Source organism: Arthrobacter globiformis (assembly GCF_030817195.1).
Lineage (GTDB): Bacteria > Actinomycetota > Actinomycetes > Actinomycetales > Micrococcaceae > Arthrobacter > Arthrobacter globiformis_D.
Genome location: NZ_JAUSYZ010000001.1, coordinates 1,189,157 through 1,210,139 on the forward strand (window position 1 = coordinate 1,189,157; position 20,983 = coordinate 1,210,139).

Below are 20,983 nucleotides of genomic sequence, written 5' to 3' on the forward strand. Positions count from 1 at the left end.
CGGAAGTGTCGCGGCGGAAATCTGCGGTTGCGTTGCAGTAGCCTCACGATGAGCCAGCTGTGGAGGCGGCCGGACGGCCGAAGGGGGAAAGATGTTTTGCGAAAGCCACAACGTTGGGGCCTTTGTGGGGACGCTCTATGAGCGCAAAGGAAAGGTGACCCTCTACAAATGGATCAGAATGACACCTGAGTTTTCCGTGCGGATCATTGACGTGACCCGCTTCTCCGTCCAGCCAAACAAGAAGTCCAACGATGAGCTGGTGAAAGTCTTCGGCAGCGGAGCAGAGCTGGCCTCGGCACGGGTCTTTGAGGGCGGCGGGGCGAAAATCGAAGCCTGGTTCCGGCGTCACCCTGACTTCGGGGGCAACATGGCCGCCGGCGCACCCTCGAACGAAACCAACGTGGCGGATGGGCTGACGAAGCTCGCTGCCCTGCGTGGCTCCGGCGCTCTCACTGACAAGGAATTCACTCGGCAAAAAGGCAGGCTGCGGGGCTAAAGCCGTGAGCAGCGGATTTTCGCCGGCGGAGCGCGACATCTACGCGGTGCTGGACTCGGCGGACTCAGATGTGCCGGTCTGTGCACCGGCGGACAGGAACGCGGCACGGCGACTGAAAACCGCGCATACGTTCCATTGCTCGACGGCTCTGGGCGGCTGCGGCACCGAACTGACGTTCGCTACCGGTGACATTAACATCCCCCATTTCCGGCACCGGGCGGGAGTCAGGTGCGCGCTGATGGGCTCCGGATCCATCACTGACCGGTACACCCATCTGGCCATCCAGAACGCCCTACGCGACTGGATCATCGCCATGCCGGGATTCACCTGTCAGCTGGAAGTCTCCGTGGAGGATGGACGCACCGACGTTCTGGCCACCGGGCCGGACTTCGAAGCAGCCCTGGAGGTCCAGCGGTCCCAGCTGAGCGGCACTGCGGCGAGGGATCGCACATCCCGGTACCGAACCCGCGCTCCCGCCGTCGACTGGCTGTTTGAATCCACCAGCATCGACGCCTTCAAAGCCGAAATGGCCGAGCGTGGTTGGAGCCTCAGGGTCTGGTGGGGCTGGGCCAAGCAGGAATGCCGGATCGGTGTCAGCTACCAGTCCGGGGACGAAACCGAGCCGGAAGAGAGGGCCATCGGGGGCGCCCTGGACGATTGGCTCCTGACCCCGGGCGGGCTCGACTCAGAGCACCTGAGGAAGGCTAAACAGGCGGTCGCCGACCGGCAGGAGGCCCTGCGGCGCCGGAGCGAGGATGAGGCAGCCGAAGCGGCGGAACAAGCGGCGGACAAGAGGGCACGGGAGGCGGCCGCCCGACGCGCTGCCCTTGCTGAAGATCTGGCGCGCGTCCGCCACTATGAGGCGCAGCTGCAGGGGTATTCGGTCGGCGTGGACAATCGATGGCCAGCCAAGTGGCCGGTGCTACAAGGCACTCCAAAACAGGTCCGCTGGGCCGCCGGGCTCCGGGCGAAGGTCGTCGGATTTCTCCACGAAGAACTGGCCAACAACTGGCTTAACGCGGAGCGCGGCTATCCGGTCGCCCAATGGCTGTCGGAGCAGGAATCCGCCAAGTTCTGGATCGAACACCTCAAGAATGTCCGGGACGTGATCGATCTCCTGAGGGTCCACGAATACCGCGGATGACAGGTACCGCGGATGACAGGGCTTAACTGGTCAGCGACGTGGATACGACACGTTTACGACACGCTTTGAACGGGAACTGCAGGGAACACAGAGGTACGATTTCAACACCAATAGTTGCAAAGTTGCTGGTCAGGGGACGTTTCGGGGCACCGCCGGGAGCACCCGGGATACCCCGTCTTGTAAAGCGGGGGTCGTCGGTTCGAATCCGACAGGGGGCTCACAAAAAACCGCTCTAACACTGTGAAGAAGTCCAGTGTCGGAGCGGTTTTCTTTTCGCCTCGACGGCCAACCCCTCGGAGTCCCCTCCAGCCACGCTCAACAGCGTTCTTCTCGAGTGCGATTGACACCTTCCGGTTCTCGGCCGGTGCTGCTCGTGCCTTCACCACGCTCGGTGCGGACGACTATGCGGAAAACCACACCTCGGTGGTCTTCCGCGAGCCCGTGGGTGTGGTCGGTGTGATCACGCCCTGGAACTACCCGCTGCTGATGGCCGCATGGAAGATTGCCCCGATCCTGGCCGCCGGCAACACCCTGGGACGGAGGGGTTTCCTTCGTGCGGGCTACGCTGCGGTTAGTCCGCGTCGATCTCTTCCAGCAGGTCCTTGGCAGCCTTGCGGATGTCGTCGTGGTCGTACTGGGCCGCCCGGCTCTCCAGCGAAATAATGGCGCAGCGGTGGACCTTCTTGAGGTCTCCGAAGGGGAAACTGACGCTGCCCTTGGTGCCCTCGGACTTCTCGCTATCAATGCCGAGGTGCCACTTCGAGAACTCGTCGAAGCCGTGCTTATCGATGAAGGAGTTCTCGTCGTCCGCCGAGGGAGCGTGTTCACTCCAGTCATCACGGATGTCCCGCTCCACCTTCCCGTTCTTAACGAGACTGCGTGCATGCTCCAACGCCTTGCGGTTCAGTTTCGTAGCCATGGTGTGCCTCCGCCTGCTGGGTGGTCAGATCCAAGAACAGCTCAAGGCTAGGACCGACGACGGCGCCCCGCCAGTCCCCGGGGTAGGCCCCGGTCCCGGTGGCCCCCTTTGGGCCCGGTCCCGGTGGCCCCGGACCGGGCAGTAGGGGCATGTGGTTTAACTGCCCGGAGACGCGGCCGAAACGTGTCCACAACACTGGCCGCATAGCTTTGCGCCATGACCATCACAGAGTTGCTTGCCCGGATGCGCGCGGCGCTCGCGGACGCCCTGCTGTTGCCACCGGTTCCTCCCACGACCGAGCAGGCCAACGACGTCCTCCAGGAGGTCACGCGGTGGGCGTGGCTGCCTGCGCTCAGCGGGGTCGCTGTCGGGGGTGACCACGCGCTCAGGACGCACGGAAATGCCGCCGGCCAGGCCGCGAAACAGGCGGAAAAGACCATTTAGTGTCGCGTTGGCCACACTATTCTTGACGTTGCCGCTTTATGACCTAAACTGCTTCACTGAGGTGCCTGAATGGCGCTGTGCAGCAACGAAAGTGAACAACGCTATGGCTACCGATTACGACGCCCCACGCAAGACAGAAGAAGAGTCTCCCTCCGAATCGCTGGAGGCACTCCAGGCGTCCCGCGGCGGCGGTGCCCAGACCGCCGTTATCGACCTCGACGAGAATGACACCGCCGAGGGCATCGACCTTCCGGGCGCCGATCTTTCCAACGAGGAACTGACGGTCATCGTCGTCCCCGAGCAGTCCGACGAGTTCACCTGCGGCTCCTGCTTCCTGGTCCGCCACCGGTCCCAGGTAGCCAAGGAAAAGAACGGCATGAAGTACTGCCACGACTGCGAAGGCTAAAACAGCCACTCCGCGCATATCCCGCTTTGCAGCCAGGCAGCCTTCATAGCCAGGCAGCCGCCAAAGCAAAGCCGCGCGAGGCGCCGGCTCCCCATGGGGAGGCCGGCGCCTCGCTTTTTGTGCCCGCCTCGCTTTTTCATGCCCGGATAAACGCCGTTACCTGCGGTAACGGAAGCGTGGAGAAAGGGCCACGAACGCCTCTCGATGCCCTTAAAAGCACGCCCGGAGTCACGGCCCCGTGACCCGTATTTTGCGACATTAACGGTTGCGCCCCGAACCGGCCACATCCCTCGTTTAGGGCTTTTGGCGACCCTACTCTGGAGGTATCCAATCACTCACCCGAAAGGGGTGGCCAAATGAAAAGAATTCCCGCCTGGCTCACAGTCATATTTCTGGCTGTTGGGCTGGGCCTGCTGGCTCCGGGCTCCGCCTCGGCAGCCTCCTACTGCGGGCAGGTGTGGGGCTCGCTGGCGAAGGCAGACAAGACCATGAGCACCGCAGCCCTCACGAATGTCCGCACGGGGCAGCACTACTGCTTCGACCGCCTGGTGATCGACCTCAACGGCAAAGCCAAAGGCTACAACGTCCGCTACGTTTCCGAGGTGGCCCAGGAAGGGTCCGGCCTGCCGCTCAAGCTCCGTGGCGCGGCCTTCCTGCAGCTGACCATCAACTCGCCGGCCTATGACAATGCCACCGGCAAGGCCACCTTCATTCCGGCCAACCGGTCCGAGGTGACCAACGTGTCCGGATACCACACGTTCCGGCAGGTGGCGTGGGCCGGCAGCTTCGAGGGGTACACCACCCTTGGCCTGGGCGTCCGTGCCCGGCTGCCGTTCAAGGTGTACACGCTGGATGGCCCTGGCTCCGGCTCCCGGCTCGTCATCGACGTCGCCCACTACTGGTGAGTTACCTGCGGTAGGGGAGCAGGGCAGCTGACGGGACAAGGGGTCCCTGAGACGCTGGTTGACTCCAATAAGCGATGCCCCGCCTTCCGGCAACCGGAAGGCGGGGCATCGCTGCTTGTCCAAGGTGAAGGCTATTCGGGGACCACCAGCGCGGGGGTGTCCTGGCGGATGGTGTCGCCGCGGAAATAGCCGGGCCGCAGCCGCGCCATCACCAGCATGAAGGCGATCCCGAGGGCCAGGATCCCAACGCCGAGCACGAAGACGAGCCCCACGCCGAAGATCTCCGAACCGCTGCCGAACTCAGGCGCCCAGCTGTCCACGGCGGTCTGGATGAAGACGACGGTGAGGACCAGTCCGCCCAGCATGGGGAACAGCAGCCGCATAAAGAAGTTGCGGACGCTGGAGAACAGGCTGTGCCGGAAGTACCACGTGCAGGCGAATGCCGTGAGGCCGTAGTAGAAGCAGATCATCAGGCCCAGCGCCAGGATGGTGTCGTTGAGGACGTTCTCGCTGACCACCTTCATGACGGCGTAGAAGCCGCCGGAGATCCCGCCCGCGACCAGCGTGGCGAAGCCGGGGGAGCCAAAGCGCTTGCTGACTGACGCGAAACGCGGCGGCAGGGCGCCGTAGTGACCCATCGCGAGCAGGCTGCGTGCCGGGGAGGCCATGGTGGACTGCAGGGACGAGGCGGTGCCAGAGAGCACGGCGAGGGACATCAGGATGGCAAGCGGACCCATCACCGGCGAGGCCAGCGCGGCAAAGATATTCGACTGGTTGTCCGGGTTGTTCAGACCAATGCCGTCGGCGCCGGTGCCGGCTACCATCATGGTGGCCACGATGACGGCGAGGTAGAGGGCCAGGACGGCGACCGCTGTCGTCGTTCCCGCCTTGCCTGCGGTGCCCCTGCCGCCCTTGGTTTCCTCATTCACGGTCAGGCAAACGTCCCAGCCCCAGTAGACGAAGACGGCCAGTGACATGCCGGCGGTGAACTGCTCGAAGCTCTCGATCTTGGCGGGGTTGAACCAGTCCCAGCTGAACGCGAGGGACGGACCGGCGTCGCCGGATGCTGCGTGCGTGAGCGCCATGACGATGAAGACGCCCAGAACCAGGACCTGGAAACCAACCATGCTGTACTGCACGAGCTTGGTGGCGTGCAGGCCCCGGTAGCTGACCCAGACGGCGAGAGCCACGAACGAGAGGCAGGTGGCAATATTGACTGCGGTGTTGGAGGTCAGGTCCGCGAGCTCGGGGTTGTTGAACAACTGGGCCAGGAAGAGGTAGAAGAAGTCCACCGCGACGCCTGCCAGGTTGGACAAAACAATGATGTTGGCGGCGAGCAGACCCCAGCCGCCCATCCAGCCGACGAACGGGCCGAACGCTTTTGTCGCCCAGGTGAACGAGGTGCCGCTGTCCGGGGAGTCGGCGTTGAGCTCGCGGTAGGCGAACGCCACCAGGATCATTGGGATGAACGCAACGATAAAGATTGCCGGCAGCTGCACTCCCACGGCCCCGACGGCGGGCCCAAGCGAACTGGTGAGGCTGTAGGCCGGGGCCACCGAGGAAATACCCAGGACGACGACGGCCAGGAGGCCCAACTGCCCGCCCTTCAGGCCTTTCCCGGTAATGCTGTGCGATGCTGCGCCGGCCGGGGGAGTGCTCTTCCCGCCGGGCTGGATGCTCTCACGCGTGGTTTGGCTCATGACTTGCCCTTTCTAGATTGCAGCGGGCTGCTGCTGGGTGATGCAGTGAATGCCCCCGCCGCGGGCGAAGAGTTCGCGGGCATCGATGCCCACCACCTTGCGCCCAGGATACGCATCCGCGAGGATGCGGAGTGCCTTCTCGTCGTTGGGGTCGGAGAACGTGCAGGCGATGACGCCGCCGTTCACCACCACATGGTTGATGTAGCTGTAGTCCACGAAGCCCTCCGGATCCGTCAGGGCAACGGGTGCCGGGACTTCGACGATCGACCATTCCCGGCCAGCAGCATCTGTAGTGGAGGACAGGAAGCTGATGATTTCGCGGCTCACCTCATAGTCCGGGTGGGCCGGGTTCTGCTGGGAATGGACCAGCAGGGTGCCCGGGGACGGGATGGCGGCAACGATATCGACGTGCCCGCGCGTTCCGAACCGCTGTGAGTCGCGGGTTAGGCCGCGGGGCAGCCAGATCACCTTTTTGGCGCCGATGGTCCTGGCCAGTTCGGCCTCGACGTCGGCCCTGCTGAGGCCGGGGTTGCGGCCCGGATCAAGCTGCACCGTTTCGGTGACCAGCACCGTGCCCTCGCCGTCCACCTGGATTCCGCCGCCCTCGTTGACCAGTTCGGACACGAGGTGCCGGGCGCTGGACCGTCCGGCCACCTCGGCGGCGACCAGTGAGTCCTTGTCCCAGCTGGCCCAGTCCTGGCCACCCCAGCCGTTGAAGACCCAGTCGACGGCGCCCAGGGCGCCGTTTCCGTCCAGGACAAACGTCGGGCCGATGTCGCGCATCCAGGCGTCGTTGAGTTCCGCCGTCAGCACTTCGACGGCGGGGGACAGATAGCGAGCGGCTGTCCCGACGTCGGACGGGTCCACCACCATGGTGACCGGTTCAAACTCGACGGCGGCGTTCGCGACGGCGGCCCAGACGGAACGGGCGGCGTGCGCCGCCTCGGCGGTGTCGCCGAGGGTGTAGCCGCCGGTGGGAAAGGCCATCCAGAGCCGCTCCTGGCGCGCCGTCTCGGCTGGCATGCGCCACGTGCTCACGCGTTTACCCCGGCGGTTGATCCTGCCGAAACCCCGGTGGTTGAACTGGTCACGATCAGTGCATCCGGCGTGCCGAACGGCTCCTCGGGGCGGACCGGTTCGGTGAGCCGGGCGTAGGTGTCGGGTCGGCGGGTGGTCAGGAACGGGAACAGCGTCAGCCAGTCCCTGCGCTGGTCCAGGTCGAGGTCGGCCACGAGGACCGCCGACTCGTCGCGGGGCGCCTGGACCAGGATGCGGCCGTAGGGGTCCGAGATGAAGGAGGACCCGTAGAAGTTCAGGCTGCCCTCCTGGCCCCAGCGGTTCGGGACCACCATGAACAGGCCGTTGGCGATGCCGTTGCCCACGATGACCTGCTGCCAGAGCGGCTGGGTGTCAAACTCCGGGAACAGCGGCTCGGAACCGATCGCCGTCGGGTACACCAGCAGTTCGGCGCCCCCGAGGGAGTACATGCGGGCCAGTTCGGGGAACCATTCGTCCCAGCAGGTGGGCATGCCCAGCCGGGCTCCGCCGAGTTCAGCCGGGGCGTGGACCTGGTAGGCGTCCTCCGCTGCGGGACCCTGGCGGAAGAACTTGTCCTCGTAGTATCCGGCGGTCACCGGGATGTGCAGCTTGTGGGTGGCGGCCAGGAGTTCGCCGGCTGGGGACACGAGGATGGAGGTGTTCAGGCCCAGGCCGTCGTCCGAGCCGTCCGGGTTGCCGGCGAGCTGGTAGAGCGAGGCGTGGACGGTGATGCCGTTCCGGCGGGCGGCCTCGGCGGCAAAACGGAACGTGGGGCCGGTCAGCAGGTCCTCGGCGGTGTCGGAGGGGCGCGGCCGGTCCTGGCCCTGCCGTGCAAGGTCATTCTCCGGAACCTGGTCTGCGGGGTAGCGGGAGAGGGTGAGCTCGGGCAGGAACACCACGGTGGCGCCCAGCCGGGCGGCCCGGTCGATGCCGTCGTTGAGTTCCGCGCGGAGTGCGGCGGCGCTGCTGTGCCAGCGGTGCTGCACAACGCCCACCCTCAAGGCGGGACGGCCGGACGGCGCTGTCCGGGCGAGGGAGGCAGGCGCGTTGAGGCAGGTTATTTCGATCATGATGATGATTACTCCAGTGAGACGACCGTCACTAAATGAATGACGTTCATTTAGTATGCACGTGCAGCGCGGCCGTGGCAAGGGTTATTTGAATCCTGATCATTTACGACCTGCAAAGTAGTAAGTAAGCTGATTGTGAAATTTGGGCGCCGGCGCTCCCTGTCCCGGCGCGGCTGATGTAGCGTCGAAACCACTGGACCAATCGAGGAGGATTCATGAAGGCTTCACCGACACTGACCAATAACATGCAGGCCGTCCTGACGGACCTGATCGAACTGCACATCCAGGGCAAGCAGGCGCACTGGAACATCGTTGGAACCAACTTCAGGGATCTGCACCTTCAGCTCGACGAGATCGTCGACGCCGCACGGGCCTTTGCCGACGACATCGCCGAGCGCATGCGCGCCCTGCACGCCCTGCCGGACGGCCGCAGCGCCACGGTGGCGAAGTCGACCCACCTTCCCCCGTTCCCCGACGGGCTCATCAACACCAAGGATGCGATCGACCGCATGGTGGCAGCACTCGAAGCGGCCGTAGGCACCATGCGCAAGGTCCATGACGAGGTGGATGAGGAGGACCCCACCACTGCAGACCTGCTGCATACCTTCATCGAAAAGCTCGAGCAGTACGCGTGGATGGTTGGCGCCGAGAACATGAAGGCGTCGGCCAACGTCACGCACCCTGACAGCAAGTAGCCGGCCGGCGGGACAAAGCCAAGAGCCGATTGCAATGGGCAGCCCCGGGGAAAATTCTCCGGGGCTGCCCATTTCTGTGGCGGCTACTTCGCGTGCGGGATGCGGCGAAGTACGACGGCGGCGAGCACCGAGGCTCCTGCCATAAGTACCAGCGCGATCGCAGCGGTGATGTGGACACCGGAATCGAAGGCAGCCCGGGCGGCCGCCGTGAGCCCTTCGGCCAGCGGGGCCGGGAGCGACCCGGCGAGCTCCATGGCCCCTGCCAGGGTCTCCCTGGCCTGGTCCGCCGACTCCGCCGGGACCGCGCGGGCAACGGTCTCCGGGAGGGCGAGATGCTGCTGGTATGACGCGGTCAGGATGGACCCCAGGAGGGCTGTCCCGAGGAGTGAACCCACTTCGTATCCGGTCTCCGAAATGGCCGCCGCTGCGCCGGATTTTTCCGCGGGCACGGCGCCCAGTATCAAATCGTTCGAGATGGTCTCGGCAGAACCCACGCCCAGCGCCAGGACGAGGAGGGCGGCCAGCAGCGCGGTGGGCCCGGCGTCGTGATCGCCGAACGCCACGACGGAGTAGCCGGCGGCGCTCAGCGCCAGTCCCGCGGCCACCACAAAGCCCGGCCGGACCTTCCGGACCAACGGAACCACGAGCAAACCCGCCACCACGGTGGCCGTCAGGGCCGGCAGCATGGCGGTGCCCGACTCCGACGGTGACATGCCCTCGAGCAGCTGCAGGTGCTGGGCCAGAAACAGGATGAAGCCGTTGTAGGAGAACAGCGCCAGGATGTTTGCCGTGATCGCAGTGCTGAACACGCGGTTCCTGAACAGTGACATGTCCAGGAGCGGGGACGTGTCCAGGAGCGGGGACGCGAGGGTCTGCTGGCGGCGGACAAACAGGAGTCCCATGGCCAGGCCAAATGCCAGAACCCCGAGTGACGTCACGCCGGGTCCATGGGTGGCCAGTTCCTTGATGCCGTAGACCACCGGCACCATGGCCAGCATCGACAGCGCCACGCTGGCCAGGTCCACGCGCCCGGGATTCGGATCCTTGGATTCCGGAATGAGGAAGCGGCCCAGGACCAGTGGCGGCAGCATGATGGGCACGGCAACGAGCAGGACGGCGCCCCACCAGAAATGCTCCACCAGCCAGCCGCCAAAGATCGGCCCCAGCGCTGCGCCGCCGGAGAACCCCGCGGCCCAGATGGCCACGGCCAGCCTCCGCCTGCCCGGCTCCCGGAAGATGTTGCGGATCAGTGACAGCGTGGACGGCATGAGCATGGCGCCGAAGAATCCGAGAGCCGCCCGGCCTGCTATGAGCCATTCGGCGCTCGGGGCGAAGGCCGACGCCGCGGAGACCACGGCGAAGCCGGAAATGCCGACCAGCAGCAGCCGGCGGCGCCCGATCCTGTCGCCGAGGCTCCCCATGGCAACAAGGAGTCCGGCGAGGACCAGGGCGTAGGCATCCACCACCCATAAAAGCTGCACGCCCGAGGGGTCGAGGCTGCGGGCGATCGCGGGAAGGGCGAACGTCAGTGCAGTGTTGTCCACGGCCACCAGGAGGACCGGGAACATGAGCAGGGCCAGAGCGAACCAGTCGCGCGCGCCGCCACCGGGGGCCTCGTTTGCGGACGCGTGCTCCGGGCGAAGGGTTGAGTGCGTGGTCATGAAATAACTATACCGTCCAGACGGTACAGTTATAGCCTTGGGTTGGAACCGGGCATGATGGAAGCCATGCCCAGAAAACCGGTCGCCCGCGGCGCAGTGCTCGATGCGTTCGAATCCCTCCTGATCGAGGTGGGGGAGCGCGCCGCCACCCTTGATGCCGTGGCAGCCCGCGCCGGCGTGTCCAAGGGCGGGCTCCTGTACCACTTTCCGAACAAGGAAGCGCTGATCGGCGTCCTGCTGGACCGCCTCGACGAGTTCGCGGAAGCGGATGCCCGGGCCATGGCTGCGGCTCCCGAGGGCGCGGCCGCTTACTTCATCAAATCGTCCGTCTGGGCGGACACTCCGCTGGACCGTGCCATCGTGGCTGCGACGAGGCTTGCCGAGGTGGCGCACGAGGAGACGCGGCGCCGGTTTGCCCACATCCAGCAGCGGTGGCTCGATGAGATCGCCCGTGACGTCGGGCCGGGCCTGGCCAAGGCCGTGCTGTACATGGGCGACGGCCTCTACTTCAACGCCATGCTCTCAATCGGGCCGGCCGCGTCGCCCTCCGAGACGGCGGCCGACGTCGAAAGCCTCCTGGCCGCGCTTGACCGGCTCAGGCGGTAGACCGGCCTCAGGGCTGGCCGCCGTCGGGGGTGTGCCAGCCCACGCTGCCACAGTTTGCAGACGCGATCCCGGCGTAGGACAATAGCCTCTGTGACAGCTGTCACCGCTCAATTGAATAAGCCTTTGATCTGCGGCGGGAGAGTCCTGCAAGTAGGTACAAGCAGGCGCCGTAGGAGCAAAACCTCCCCAGGAATCTCTCAGGCCCATGTACCGCCGCGGCAAGGCAACTCTGGAAAGCAGCAGGCTGCCCGCTGGAAATGTTCCGCCGTCGCGCGGACAGTTCAGGGCACGCTGTGCTCACCGACGGTGCAAGCGGAGCTGTGCGAAAGCGCAGCACCGCGGAAACTCTCAGGTCCAATACAGAGCGGGGAGGAACCCGAATCAATGTGGCGTACCCTGCGTCGCCTTAGTTATGGAGTTCCTTTTGACCGTTAATTCAGCCTCCTCGTCCTTCGTTGACCGGCATATTGGCGCCCGCCGCCAGGCCGACGTCGAAGCCATGCTCAAGGCCGTCGGCTACGACACCGTCGACGCGCTGGTTGATACGGCAGTGCCCAACGACATCCGCCAGGACTCAGCGCTGCAGCTCGCGCCGGCCCTGAGCGAAGTGGAAGCGCTCGCGGAACTCCGGAAGCTCGCGGCCAAGAACAAGACCGCCGTCCAGATGATCGGCCAGGGCTACTACGACACCGTGACGCCCCCGGTGATCCGCCGCAACGTCCTTGAGGCACCCGCCTGGTACACCGCGTACACGCCCTACCAGCCGGAGATCTCCCAGGGCCGTCTCGAGGCCCTGCTGAACTTCCAGACCATGGTCCAGGACCTGGTGGGCCTGCCCATCGCCAACGCCTCGCTGCTGGATGAAGCGACTGCGGTGGCGGAGGCTGTGCTGCTGATGCGCCGGGCCAACAAGAACAAGACCGCCCACGACGGCAAGACGGTCCTGGATGCGGACTGCCTGCCGCAGACCATTGCCATCGTCAAGGGCCGCGCCGAAGCCCTCGGGTTCGAGGTGGAGGTGGCGGACCTCTCGCAGGGACTGCCCGACGGCGACATCAACGGCGTTGTCCTCCAGCAGCCCGGTGTCTCCGGCCGCGTCTTCGACCACAGTGAGGTCATCGCCGCCGCCAAGGAACGCGGAGCCCTGGTGACGGTGGCCGCTGACCTGTTGGCCCTGACACTCATCACGCCTCCGGGCGAGCAGGGCGCGGACATCGCCGTCGGCTCCGCCCAGCGCCTGGGCGTTCCGCTGTTCTACGGCGGCCCGCACGCCGCCTACATGGCCGTGCAGAAGGGCCTGGAACGATCCCTGCCCGGCCGCCTGGTGGGCGTCTCCAAGGACTCCGCCGGTGTTCCCGCCTACCGCCTCGCGCTGCAGACCCGCGAGCAGCACATCCGCCGCGAGAAGGCCACGTCCAACATCTGCACGGCACAGGCGCTGCTGGCCATCGTTGCCTCCATGTACGCCGTCTACCACGGACCGGAGGGCCTGAAGGCGATCGCCGAAACCGCCCACGGCCACGCCAGGACCGTGGCCGCCTCGCTCAAGGCCGCCGGCCTGGACGTCCTGCACACCAGCTTCTTCGACACGGTGACGGTCTCCGTCCCGGGCAAGGCCGCCGGCATCATCGCCGCCGCCGAGCAGAAGGGCATCAACCTCCGCAGCATCGACGCCGACACCATTGGCATCTCCACCGATGAAACAACGACACCGGCCATCGTGGCCGACGTTCTGGCCGCCTTCGGTGCCGGGGCAGTGGAGGCGGCTGACGGTTTCGCCCTGGACGCCGCCGTCGAGCGTTCCTCCGCGTACCTGCAGCACCCGGTGTTCAACACGCACCGCTCCGAGACCCAGCTGCTGCGCTACATCCGCAAGCTCTCCGACCGTGACCTGGCGCTGGACCGCACCATGATTCCGCTGGGCTCCTGCACCATGAAGCTGAATGCCACGGCGGAGATGGAAGCCATTTCCTGGCCGGAGTTCGCCTCGATCCACCCGTTCGCGCCGGATTCCCAGACCGAGGGATGGCGTGAACTGATCGCCGACCTCGAGTCGCAGCTGACCGAGATCACCGGCTACGACCAGGTGTCCATCCAGCCGAACGCCGGCTCGCAGGGTGAGCTCGCCGGGCTGCTGGCCATCCGCGGCTACCACCTGTCCCGCGGCGACGACCAGCGCAATATCTGCCTGATCCCGGCCTCGGCGCACGGCACCAACGCCGCCTCGGCTGTGCTGGCCGGCATGAAGGTGGTCGTGGTGGCCACCGCCGCTGACGGCACGATTGACCACGCTGACCTGTACGCGAAGATCGAGCAGCACCGGGATGCACTTTCCTGCATCATGATCACCTACCCGTCCACGCACGGCGTGTACGACGCCGACGTCCGCGAGGTCTGCGACGCCATCCACGCCGCCGGCGGCCAGGTCTACATCGACGGGGCCAACCTCAACGCGCTCGTCGGGCTCGCGCAGCCCGGCAAGTTCGGCGGCGACGTGTCCCACCTGAACCTGCACAAGACCTTCTGCATCCCGCACGGCGGCGGCGGACCCGGTGTCGGCCCGGTCGCCGCGAAGGCACACCTGGCCCCCTTCATGCCGGGCGATGCTGCCACCTGGACCGAAGGCAACGACGTTCCGATCTCCGCCTCGCGCTTCGGCTCCGCCGGCGTGCTGCCCATCTCCTGGGCGTACGTCAAGCTCATGGGCGGCAGCGGCCTTACCGAAGCCACCAAGTCCGCGCTGCTCGCCGCGAACTACGTTGCCGCCAGCCTCAACGACTTCTTCCCCGTGCTCTACACGGGCGAAGGCGGCCTCGTGGCACACGAGTGCATTCTGGACCTGCGCGAACTCACCGCCCGGACCGGCGTCACCGCCGAGGACGTGGCCAAGCGCCTGATCGACTACGGCTTCCACGCGCCCACACTGGCGTTCCCGGTGGCCGGTACCCTGATGGTCGAACCCACCGAGTCCGAGGACCTGGGCGAGATCGACCGGTTCATCAAGGCCATGATCGCCATCCGCGGCGAGATCGACCAGGTTGCCAACGGTGACTTCACCGTGGAAAACAGCCCGCTGCGCAACGCACCCCACACCGCTGCCGCTGCGATCAGCTCCGACTGGGACCGCGCCTACCCTCGCGAGCAGGCCGTGTTCCCCGTGCACACGCTCAAGCAGGACAAGTACTTCCCGCCCGTGGGGCGCATCGACGGCGCAGCCGGCGACCGCAACCTGGTCTGCTCCTGCCCGCCGATTGAAGCCTTCGAGAACTAGATTCGTCCGGTGGTTGAGCCTGTCGGCGCCCCGGTGGTCGAGCTTGTCGAAACCCCGGGCCGCCCAGGCTCGATCCGCACACAAAGGATTCCTCAATGACTGAGAACTACACTGCCCTTTACGAGGAGCACAAGAAGCTGGGCGCCTCGTTCACCGACTTCGGCGGCTGGCAGATGCCGCTGAAGTACGGCTCCGAACTGGCCGAGCACCACGCCGTCCGCAACTCGGCCGGCATCTTCGACCTCTCCCACATGGGCGAAGTCTGGGTGACCGGCCCGGACGCCGCAGCGTTCCTCGACTACGCCCTGGCCGGCAAGATCTCCGCCATGGCCGTAGGCAAGGCCAAGTACTCCCTGATCTGCAACGAGGACGGCGGCATCATCGACGACCTCATCGTGTACCGCCGGCCGGCAGACGCAGAGGGCCACCACCGGTTCCTGGTTGTGCCCAACGCCGGCAACGCCAAAGTCGTGGCCGAGGCACTGGCGCAGCGGTCTGGATCTGCCCGGGAGGGCGGGTTCGAGGTTGCCGTCGACGACGTTTCCGCCGCCACATCACTGATCGCCGTGCAGGGTCCCAAGGCCGAGGAGATCCTCCTGCGCCTGGTCCCGGCAGCCCAGCACGAGCTGGTGACCGGACTCAAGTACTACGCCGCCGTCGAGGTGTCCTTCCTGGTGGGCGGCGCCAGCCGGAACCTGCTCCTGGCCCGCACCGGGTACACCGGGGAGGACGGCTTCGAGATTTTCGTGGAGAACGACGACGCCGCCGCCCTCTGGCAGTCGATCGTCGCCATCGCGGACGAGGGGGAGCTGACGCCGTCCGGGCTCGCCTCCCGCGACTCGCTCCGCCTTGAGGCCGGCATGCCGCTGTACGGCAACGAACTCTCCCTCGAGGGGGACCCGTTCGCCGCCGGCCTGGGCCCCGTCGTCGCGCTGTCCAAGGAAGGCGACTTCGTGGGCAAGGCCGCGCTGGCAGCCAAGAAGGAAGCCGGCGCCGGTTCCACCTCGGGCCGCAAGCTCGTGGGCCTCAAGGGCCTGGGCCGCCGCGCCGGCCGCGGGCACTACCCGGTGCTCAAGGACGGCAACGTCGTTGGCGAAGTAACGTCCGGCCAGCCCAGCCCGACCCTCGGCTACCCGGTTGCCATGGCCTACGTCGACGTCGCCTACGCCGAACCCGGCACGGCACTGGACATCGACTTGCGCGGCAAGGCGGAGCCGTTCGAAGTCGTCGCACTGCCTTTCTACAAGCGCTCCAAGTAGCCCGACGGCCGCGGCCGTGAGTCGCTGGCTGTGAGCCGCTGACCGGAAGAATCCGGCACCCAAGCCGCTGGTTGAGCTTGTCGGAACCGAGCCTCATCAAGCTCGATCATTGGGGGTCGAGCTTGCCGACCACGCACCGCTGTACGGAACCACACGATTTCAAACGTAAGGAAGAAAACATGGCAAAAGTTGCCGCTGAACTGCAGTATTCCGACGAACACGAGTGGGTCTCCCGCGAGAACGGGAACGTTGTGTCCATTGGTATTTCCGCCGTGGCCACTGACGCCCTCGGCGACATTGTCTACGTGGACCTGCCCGAGGTCGGCTCGGCCGTAACCGCGGGGGAGACCTGCGGCGAGGTGGAGTCCACCAAGTCGGTCTCGGACCTGTACTCCCCGGTGACGGGTGAGGTTACGGAGATCAACCCGGTGGTCATCGAGGACCCCGCTCTGATCAACAATGATCCGTACGGCGCCGGCTGGCTGTTCAAGGTGGCCGCTGACTCCGAGGGCCCGCTGCTGTCGGCCGAGGAATACGCTGCCAAGAACGGCGGCGAGCTGTGAGCGCGGCAGGTGCCGCAGGCACAGAGACAGTGGCTTTCGAGCAGGTCGTATCCCCGAGCCTGAATGCGGAGCTCGCGGAGCTGGATCCGGAGATCGCGGCGAAGATCGACGACGAGCTCGGCCGCCAGCGTTCGGGCCTGGAGATGATCGCGTCGGAGAACCACACCGCCGCGGCCGTGATGCAGGCGCAGGGGTCGGTGCTGACCAACAAGTACGCCGAAGGCTACCCGGGCAAGCGCTACTACGGCGGCTGCGAGCACGTGGATGTTATCGAGCAGCTGGCGATTGACCGCGTCAAGGCCCTGTTCGGTGCCGAGTACGCGAACGTTCAGCCGCACTCCGGCGCGCAGGCCAACGCGTCGGTGATGCACGCCCTGATCAAGCCGGGCGATACCATCATGGGCTTGAACCTGGCGCACGGCGGGCACCTGACCCACGGCATGCGGATCAACTTCTCCGGGCGCCTGTACAACGTGATCCCGTACCAGGTCCGCGAAGAGGACCACCGGATCGACATGGCCGAGGTGGAGCGCCTGGCCCAAGAACACAAGCCGCAGCTGATCGTCGCCGGCTGGTCCGCCTACGCCCGGCAGCTGGACTTCGCCGAGTTCCGTCGGATCGCTGACTCCGTGGGTGCCTACCTGATGGTGGACATGGCCCACTTCGCCGGCCTGGTTGCCGCCGGGCTGCACCCGTCACCGGTCCCGCACGCGCACGTGACGACGTCGACGACGCACAAGACCCTCGCCGGTCCGCGCGGCGGCATCATCCTGACCAACGACGCCGACGTTGCCAAGAAGATCAACTCGGCAGTGTTCCCCGGCCAGCAGGGCGGTCCGCTGGAGCACGTAATCGCCGGCAAGGCCGTGGCCTTCAAGATCGCCGCCTCCGAGGAGTTCAAGGAGCGCCAGGAGCGCGTGCTCGCCGGTGCCCGGATCCTGGCCGACCGGTTGGTCCAGCCGGATGTCACCGCCAAGGGGATCAGCGTGATCTCCGGCGGGACCGATGTGCACCTGGTGCTGGTGGACCTGCGCAACTGCGAACTCGACGGCCAGCAGGCCGAGGACCGCCTCGCGGAAATCGACATCACCGTCAACCGAAACGCCGTGCCGTTCGATCCGCGTCCGCCGATGGTCACCTCCGGGCTGCGCATCGGCACCCCGGCCCTCGCGACGCGAGGTTTCGGCGAAGCCGCTTTCGCCGAGGTCGCAGACATCATCGCAGAGGCCCTAATTGCCGACGCCGGCGCGGACCTCTTGGGCCTGCGTCACCGTGTGGAGGCACTCGCCGAAGCCCACCCACTCTATCCGACAGTACAAGACCTCGCCGCGGCAAAAACCGCGTAGCGTGGATTAAAAGAGCACGACGGCGGGCGGCTGCCACAAGCCGCCGGCCGCCGTCGAGTCTTCCGGCTGCAGGACCGTCAACCGCGGCTCTGCCGCCTACCGGCAGGACCATCTGCTGGATCACAGCATTTTAGTTAGGAACCGACCATGGCCGTTGGAGTCTTCGATCTCTTCTCTATCGGAATAGGCCCATCCAGTTCCCACACGGTGGGTCCCATGCGCGCTGCCGCGGTATTCTCCGAGGAGCTGAAGGCGTCCGGCAAGCTGGCGGACGTGGCGTCGCTGCGCGTGGACCTCTACGGCTCACTCGCCGCCACCGGGCACGGCCACGGCACCATGACGGCGATCCTGCTCGGGCTGGAAGGCTTCCATCCCGAGCTGATCCTGCCCGATGAGGTCGAGGAGCGGCTGGCTGCGATCGACGCGACCGGGACCCTGCAGCTGGCCGGGTCCGTCGCCCTGCCCTACGGGGTGAAGGACATGGTCCTGCGGCCGCTGACCATCCTGCCGCGGCACACCAATGGCATGACCTTCGCGGTCTCGGACGCTGCGGGCGAGGTCCTGCACAGTGCCACCTTTTTCTCGGTCGGCGGCGGGTTCATTGTCCGCGAAGGCGAGGAGGATGCGGCCCTGAAGGAGCTCGATGAGTCCAAGAAGGAGCTGCCGCTGCCGTTCCGGACCGCAGCCGAGCTACTGGGCCGCTGCCAATCCAAGGGACTCTCCGTCGGCGAGGTCATGCTGGTCAACGAGCGTGCCTCCCGTTCGGACGAGGAGATCCGGGAAGGCCTGCTGCATATTTACTCGGTGATGGAGGGCTGCGTGGCAACCAGCCTCAAGCGTGAGGGGCTGCTGCCCGGCGGGCTGAAGGTCCGCCGTCGTGCCCCGGACTGGCACGATCGGCTCCTGAAGGAAAGCCGGGACCACGATCCCGACTACCGGGACCCGAAGTACTGGCAGGAGTGGGTGAACCTGATCGCGCTGGCGGTCAACGAGGAGAACGCCTCCGGCGGGCGCGTGGTGACTGCCCCGACGAACGGCGCCGCGGGCATCATCCCGGCTGTTCTTTACTACGCGCTGCACTTCGCGCCGGGCATGGACCAGGCAACCCAGGAAGACCGCGACGACGTGGTGGTCAAGTTCCTGCTGACCGCCGGCGCCGTCGGGGTGCTCTATAAGGAGCAGGCGTCCATTTCCGGCGCGGAGGTGGGCTGCCAGGGCGAGGTGGGATCGGCGTCGTCAATGGCGGCAGCCGGCCTTGCCGAGGTCATGGGCGGCACACCCGCGCAGGTGGAGAACGCCGCCGAGATCGCGATGGAACACAACCTGGGGCTGACCTGCGATCCGATCGGCGGACTGGTCCAGGTCCCCTGCATCGAGCGCAACGCGATCGCCGCCGCCAAGGCCATCAACGCGGCCAAGATGGCGTTGTGGGGCGACGGCTCGCACCGGGTCTCGCTGGACGAGGTCATCGTGACCATGCGCGAGACCGGCAAGGACATGAGCTCCAAATACAAGGAGACCGCGATGGGCGGCCTCGCCGTCAACGTCGTCGAGTGCTGACCAACCACCGCCCGGACTAGTTGTTGGCAGCCGCCCAGAGGTTCAGGCTCGCCGCGAAGATGATCCACGACAGGTACGGCAGCATCAGCAGACCGGCGGTGCGGCGGATCGGCCCGAACAGGAGTACGGTGGCGGCGACTGCCAGCGCCAGCACAATGATGATGCCCAGTGCCAGCCAGAGGGCGGCCGAACCCCACACCGGATACAGCCCGAAGAACACGGGCGTCCAGGCCAGATTCAGGGCCAGCTGCGCGCCGTAGACCGTGAGCGCAATCCGGCGGTTCGGGCTCCGGTTCCGCCAAACGAGCCAGGCCGCCACCGCCATGGCCGTGTACAGCACGGTCCAGACCGGCCCGAACAGCCAGTTGGGCGGAGACCACGGCGCCTTGTCGGCGGCCGCGTACCAGCCGGTGACGTTGCTGATGGTCGCCCACGAACCCAGCCAGGCCACCAGCGCGGAGGCGGCCAGGAACCCCAGGAGTGCGGCCAGTTCGACGGCGGTGCGCCACGGCTTGGGCTCCGCCCCGCCACCCCTGCTGCTGGTGCCTCTTCCTGCTCCCGCTGCCGGAACGCGCTCCCTGCTTTCCATTTCTCTACAGTTGCCAAGGGCGCAGCCAGAGTCAAGGAGGCTCTGACCAGGATCACGTGCCCGCGGCAAGCGGTCCGGGAGGCCGGACGGATAGACTTGAGGCTGCTTCTCCGGCATCTGCACGAAACGTAAGCGAAGATTGGACACGGCACACTTGCGAGAATTCACTGCCCGCTTTGCCACCTCCGAAGAGGTTGCCAACTGGGACTCCCACGTCACCGCGAATCCGAACGGCGGAAACCTGCTGCAGTCGGAGGCCTTCGCCGAGGTCAAGCAGCACTTCGGCTGGAAGACCCTGCACCTCGTCTACGAAACAGCCGACTACGCGAGCTACAACCTCGTGCTGGAAAAGAGCTTCCCGGTGCTGGGCAAGCTCTGGTACCTCATCAAGGGGCCGGACGTTGCCGGCGTCGAGGACATCCCGGGGATCGCCGCGGCAAACGCAGAGTTCGTCAAGCGCGCACGGCTGGGCGTCTTCGCCATCAAGATCGAGCCGGACATCATCCTCAGCGACGCCGCCCGCGGGGTCATCGAGGGGGCCGGGCTGGTCAAGACGCACAATCTCCAGCCCAACGACTCCACAGCACTGCTGGATATTTCCCCCGAAGAGAACCAGCTGCTCCGCAACCTCCACTCGCGGGGACGCAACGCCGTCCGCCGCGCCATCCGTGAGGGCGTCGAAGTGCACAACGTGGACCCCAGCGAGGAAAACTTCAAGTCCATGTACGCCCTGATGACCGACACGGTCCAGGCGAAGTCGCAGGTCCGGGTCCGCGAATACGAGTACTACCGCCAGTTCTGGACGAACTTCATCAAGCGCGGCCAGGGCAGGCTCATGTTTGTGTACGAAAACGGAGTTCCCTCGGTGGGCGCGTTTGTCATCAACTACGGCCGCAAGGGCACGTACAAGGACGGCGGGTCCCTCCAGAAACGGAACCAGTACGGTGATTCGCACCTGGTGCAGTGGACCGCGATCAACCAGCTCAAGGAGCTGGGCTGCACAGAATACGATTTCTGCGGAACGCCGCCCAGCGACAAGCTCAAGGACACGTCGAATCCCTTCCACGGGCTCGGGCTTTTCAAGACCAGCTTCAGCAAGACGGTCACCGATTTCGTCGGCTGCTATGACCAAGTCATCAGCCCGTTGAAGTACAAGGCGTGGATTGTTGCGGGCGAACGCGTCGCACGGCAGCTGTACACGCGCCGCACCGGGCAGCAGTTTTACTGAGGACCGTGTTTCCTGGGCACTGCGCCGAGGAGCCGGGACCTTTAACGACAGAAGCCTGAAAGACTGGATCCATACAGCTGCAC

19 protein-coding genes, 1 tRNA gene, 1 pseudogene and 1 riboswitch are annotated in these 20,983 nt (G+C 66.0%); of the genes and pseudogenes, 15 read left to right on the plus strand and 6 right to left on the minus strand.

Going from position 1 to position 20,983, the window contains the following annotated elements; genetic code table 11:
* Positions 1–178: 178 nt before the first annotated feature.
* The 4 genes and pseudogenes from QF036_RS05445 to QF036_RS05460 form a co-directional block, all read left to right on the plus strand.
* Positions 179–496, plus strand: coding sequence for a hypothetical protein (locus tag QF036_RS05445; RefSeq protein WP_307099911.1), 318 nt, complete (start codon positions 179–181; stop codon positions 494–496).
* Between the two features lie 4 nt (positions 497–500).
* A complete protein-coding gene (locus tag QF036_RS05450) occupies positions 501–1,640 on the plus strand; it encodes a competence protein CoiA family protein (RefSeq protein ID WP_307099913.1) in 1,140 nt (379 codons plus the stop codon).
* 151 nt (positions 1,641–1,791) lie between these two features.
* Positions 1,792–1,858, plus strand: a tRNA-Ser gene (locus QF036_RS05455).
* Between the two features lie 112 nt (positions 1,859–1,970).
* A pseudogene (locus QF036_RS05460) lies at positions 1,971–2,174 on the plus strand (aldehyde dehydrogenase family protein); the annotation flags it as partial.
* 37 nt (positions 2,175–2,211) lie between these two features.
* Here QF036_RS05460 and QF036_RS05465 read toward each other — a convergent pair.
* Positions 2,212–2,559 (minus strand): hypothetical protein, encoded by a 348-nt coding sequence (locus tag QF036_RS05465; RefSeq protein WP_307099914.1) that lies wholly within the window; start codon positions 2,557–2,559, stop codon positions 2,212–2,214.
* Between the two features lie 216 nt (positions 2,560–2,775).
* On the opposite strand from QF036_RS05465, the gene QF036_RS05470 reads away from it, so the two are divergent.
* The 3 genes from QF036_RS05470 to QF036_RS05480 all read left to right on the plus strand — a co-directional run bounded on the left by QF036_RS05470 (position 2,776) and on the right by QF036_RS05480 (position 4,314).
* Positions 2,776–3,003, plus strand: a complete 228-nt coding sequence (locus tag QF036_RS05470; RefSeq protein ID WP_307099915.1) for a hypothetical protein — start codon at positions 2,776–2,778, stop codon at positions 3,001–3,003.
* A gap of 103 nt (positions 3,004–3,106) precedes the next feature.
* Positions 3,107–3,409 (plus strand): DUF4193 domain-containing protein, encoded by a 303-nt coding sequence (locus QF036_RS05475; RefSeq protein WP_307099917.1) that lies wholly within the window; start codon positions 3,107–3,109, stop codon positions 3,407–3,409.
* Between the two features lie 356 nt (positions 3,410–3,765).
* Positions 3,766–4,314 carry an AMIN-like domain-containing (lipo)protein gene (locus QF036_RS05480; protein WP_307099919.1) on the plus strand — a complete coding sequence of 183 codons (549 nt, stop codon included), beginning with the start codon at positions 3,766–3,768 and terminating at the stop codon, positions 4,312–4,314.
* Positions 4,315–4,445: 131 nt separating this feature from the next.
* Here QF036_RS05480 and QF036_RS05485 read toward each other — a convergent pair whose 3' ends face one another.
* From QF036_RS05485 to QF036_RS05495, 3 genes are read right to left on the minus strand one after another with little or no spacing between them, the layout of a single operon-like run.
* Positions 4,446–6,014 (minus strand): APC family permease, encoded by a 1,569-nt coding sequence (locus QF036_RS05485; RefSeq protein ID WP_307099921.1) that lies wholly within the window; start codon positions 6,012–6,014, stop codon positions 4,446–4,448.
* A gap of 12 nt (positions 6,015–6,026) precedes the next feature.
* Positions 6,027–7,037 (minus strand): agmatine deiminase family protein, encoded by a 1,011-nt coding sequence (locus QF036_RS05490; RefSeq protein WP_373460260.1) that lies wholly within the window; start codon positions 7,035–7,037, stop codon positions 6,027–6,029.
* A gap of 11 nt (positions 7,038–7,048) precedes the next feature.
* Positions 7,049–8,122: a nitrilase-related carbon-nitrogen hydrolase gene (locus QF036_RS05495; RefSeq protein ID WP_307099926.1), complete on the minus strand. Its 1,074-nt coding sequence runs from the start codon at positions 8,120–8,122 to the stop codon at positions 7,049–7,051.
* A 215-nt stretch (positions 8,123–8,337) separates the two neighbouring features.
* Here QF036_RS05495 and QF036_RS05500 point away from each other — a divergent pair, with 215 nt between their 5' ends.
* Positions 8,338–8,817 carry a Dps family protein gene (locus QF036_RS05500; protein ID WP_307099928.1) on the plus strand — a complete coding sequence of 160 codons (480 nt, stop codon included), beginning with the start codon at positions 8,338–8,340 and terminating at the stop codon, positions 8,815–8,817.
* Positions 8,818–8,900: 83 nt separating this feature from the next.
* On the opposite strand, the gene QF036_RS05505 is transcribed toward QF036_RS05500, so the two are convergent.
* Positions 8,901–10,478: an MFS transporter gene (locus QF036_RS05505; RefSeq protein ID WP_307099929.1), complete on the minus strand. Its 1,578-nt coding sequence runs from the start codon at positions 10,476–10,478 to the stop codon at positions 8,901–8,903.
* Between the two features lie 66 nt (positions 10,479–10,544).
* Here QF036_RS05505 and QF036_RS05510 point away from each other — a divergent pair, with 66 nt between their 5' ends.
* The 6 genes from QF036_RS05510 to QF036_RS05535 all read left to right on the plus strand — a co-directional run bounded on the left by QF036_RS05510 (position 10,545) and on the right by QF036_RS05535 (position 19,083).
* Positions 10,545–11,084: a TetR/AcrR family transcriptional regulator gene (locus QF036_RS05510; protein ID WP_307099932.1), complete on the plus strand. Its 540-nt coding sequence runs from the start codon at positions 10,545–10,547 to the stop codon at positions 11,082–11,084.
* 124 nt (positions 11,085–11,208) lie between these two features.
* Positions 11,209–11,307, plus strand: a riboswitch (glycine riboswitch).
* 189 nt (positions 11,308–11,496) lie between these two features.
* Positions 11,497–14,355, plus strand: a complete 2,859-nt coding sequence (gcvP, locus tag QF036_RS05515; protein ID WP_373460089.1) for an aminomethyl-transferring glycine dehydrogenase — start codon at positions 11,497–11,499, stop codon at positions 14,353–14,355.
* A 95-nt stretch (positions 14,356–14,450) separates the two neighbouring features.
* The gene (gcvT, locus tag QF036_RS05520) at positions 14,451–15,614 is read left to right on the plus strand and encodes a glycine cleavage system aminomethyltransferase GcvT (protein ID WP_307099936.1); all 1,164 of its coding nucleotides are present in this window, start codon (positions 14,451–14,453) and stop codon (positions 15,612–15,614) included.
* A 179-nt stretch (positions 15,615–15,793) separates the two neighbouring features.
* Complete coding sequence (gcvH, locus tag QF036_RS05525) at positions 15,794–16,177, plus strand: glycine cleavage system protein GcvH (protein ID WP_307099938.1); 384 nt, start codon at positions 15,794–15,796, stop codon at positions 16,175–16,177.
* Between the two features lie 29 nt (positions 16,178–16,206).
* A complete protein-coding gene (glyA, locus tag QF036_RS05530) occupies positions 16,207–17,523 on the plus strand; it encodes a serine hydroxymethyltransferase (protein WP_307099941.1) in 1,317 nt (438 codons plus the stop codon).
* 147 nt (positions 17,524–17,670) lie between these two features.
* Positions 17,671–19,083 carry an L-serine ammonia-lyase gene (locus QF036_RS05535; protein ID WP_307099943.1) on the plus strand — a complete coding sequence of 471 codons (1,413 nt, stop codon included), beginning with the start codon at positions 17,671–17,673 and terminating at the stop codon, positions 19,081–19,083.
* 16 nt (positions 19,084–19,099) lie between these two features.
* Here the strand turns inward: QF036_RS05535 and QF036_RS05540 are convergent, their stop codons facing one another.
* The gene (locus QF036_RS05540; protein WP_307099946.1) at positions 19,100–19,672 is read right to left on the minus strand and encodes a TspO/MBR family protein; all 573 of its coding nucleotides are present in this window, start codon (positions 19,670–19,672) and stop codon (positions 19,100–19,102) included.
* A 154-nt stretch (positions 19,673–19,826) separates the two neighbouring features.
* Here QF036_RS05540 and QF036_RS05545 point away from each other — a divergent pair, with 154 nt between their 5' ends.
* Complete coding sequence (locus QF036_RS05545; protein ID WP_307099948.1) at positions 19,827–20,900, plus strand: lipid II:glycine glycyltransferase FemX; 1,074 nt, start codon at positions 19,827–19,829, stop codon at positions 20,898–20,900.
* The last annotated feature ends 83 nt before the right edge of the window (positions 20,901–20,983 follow it).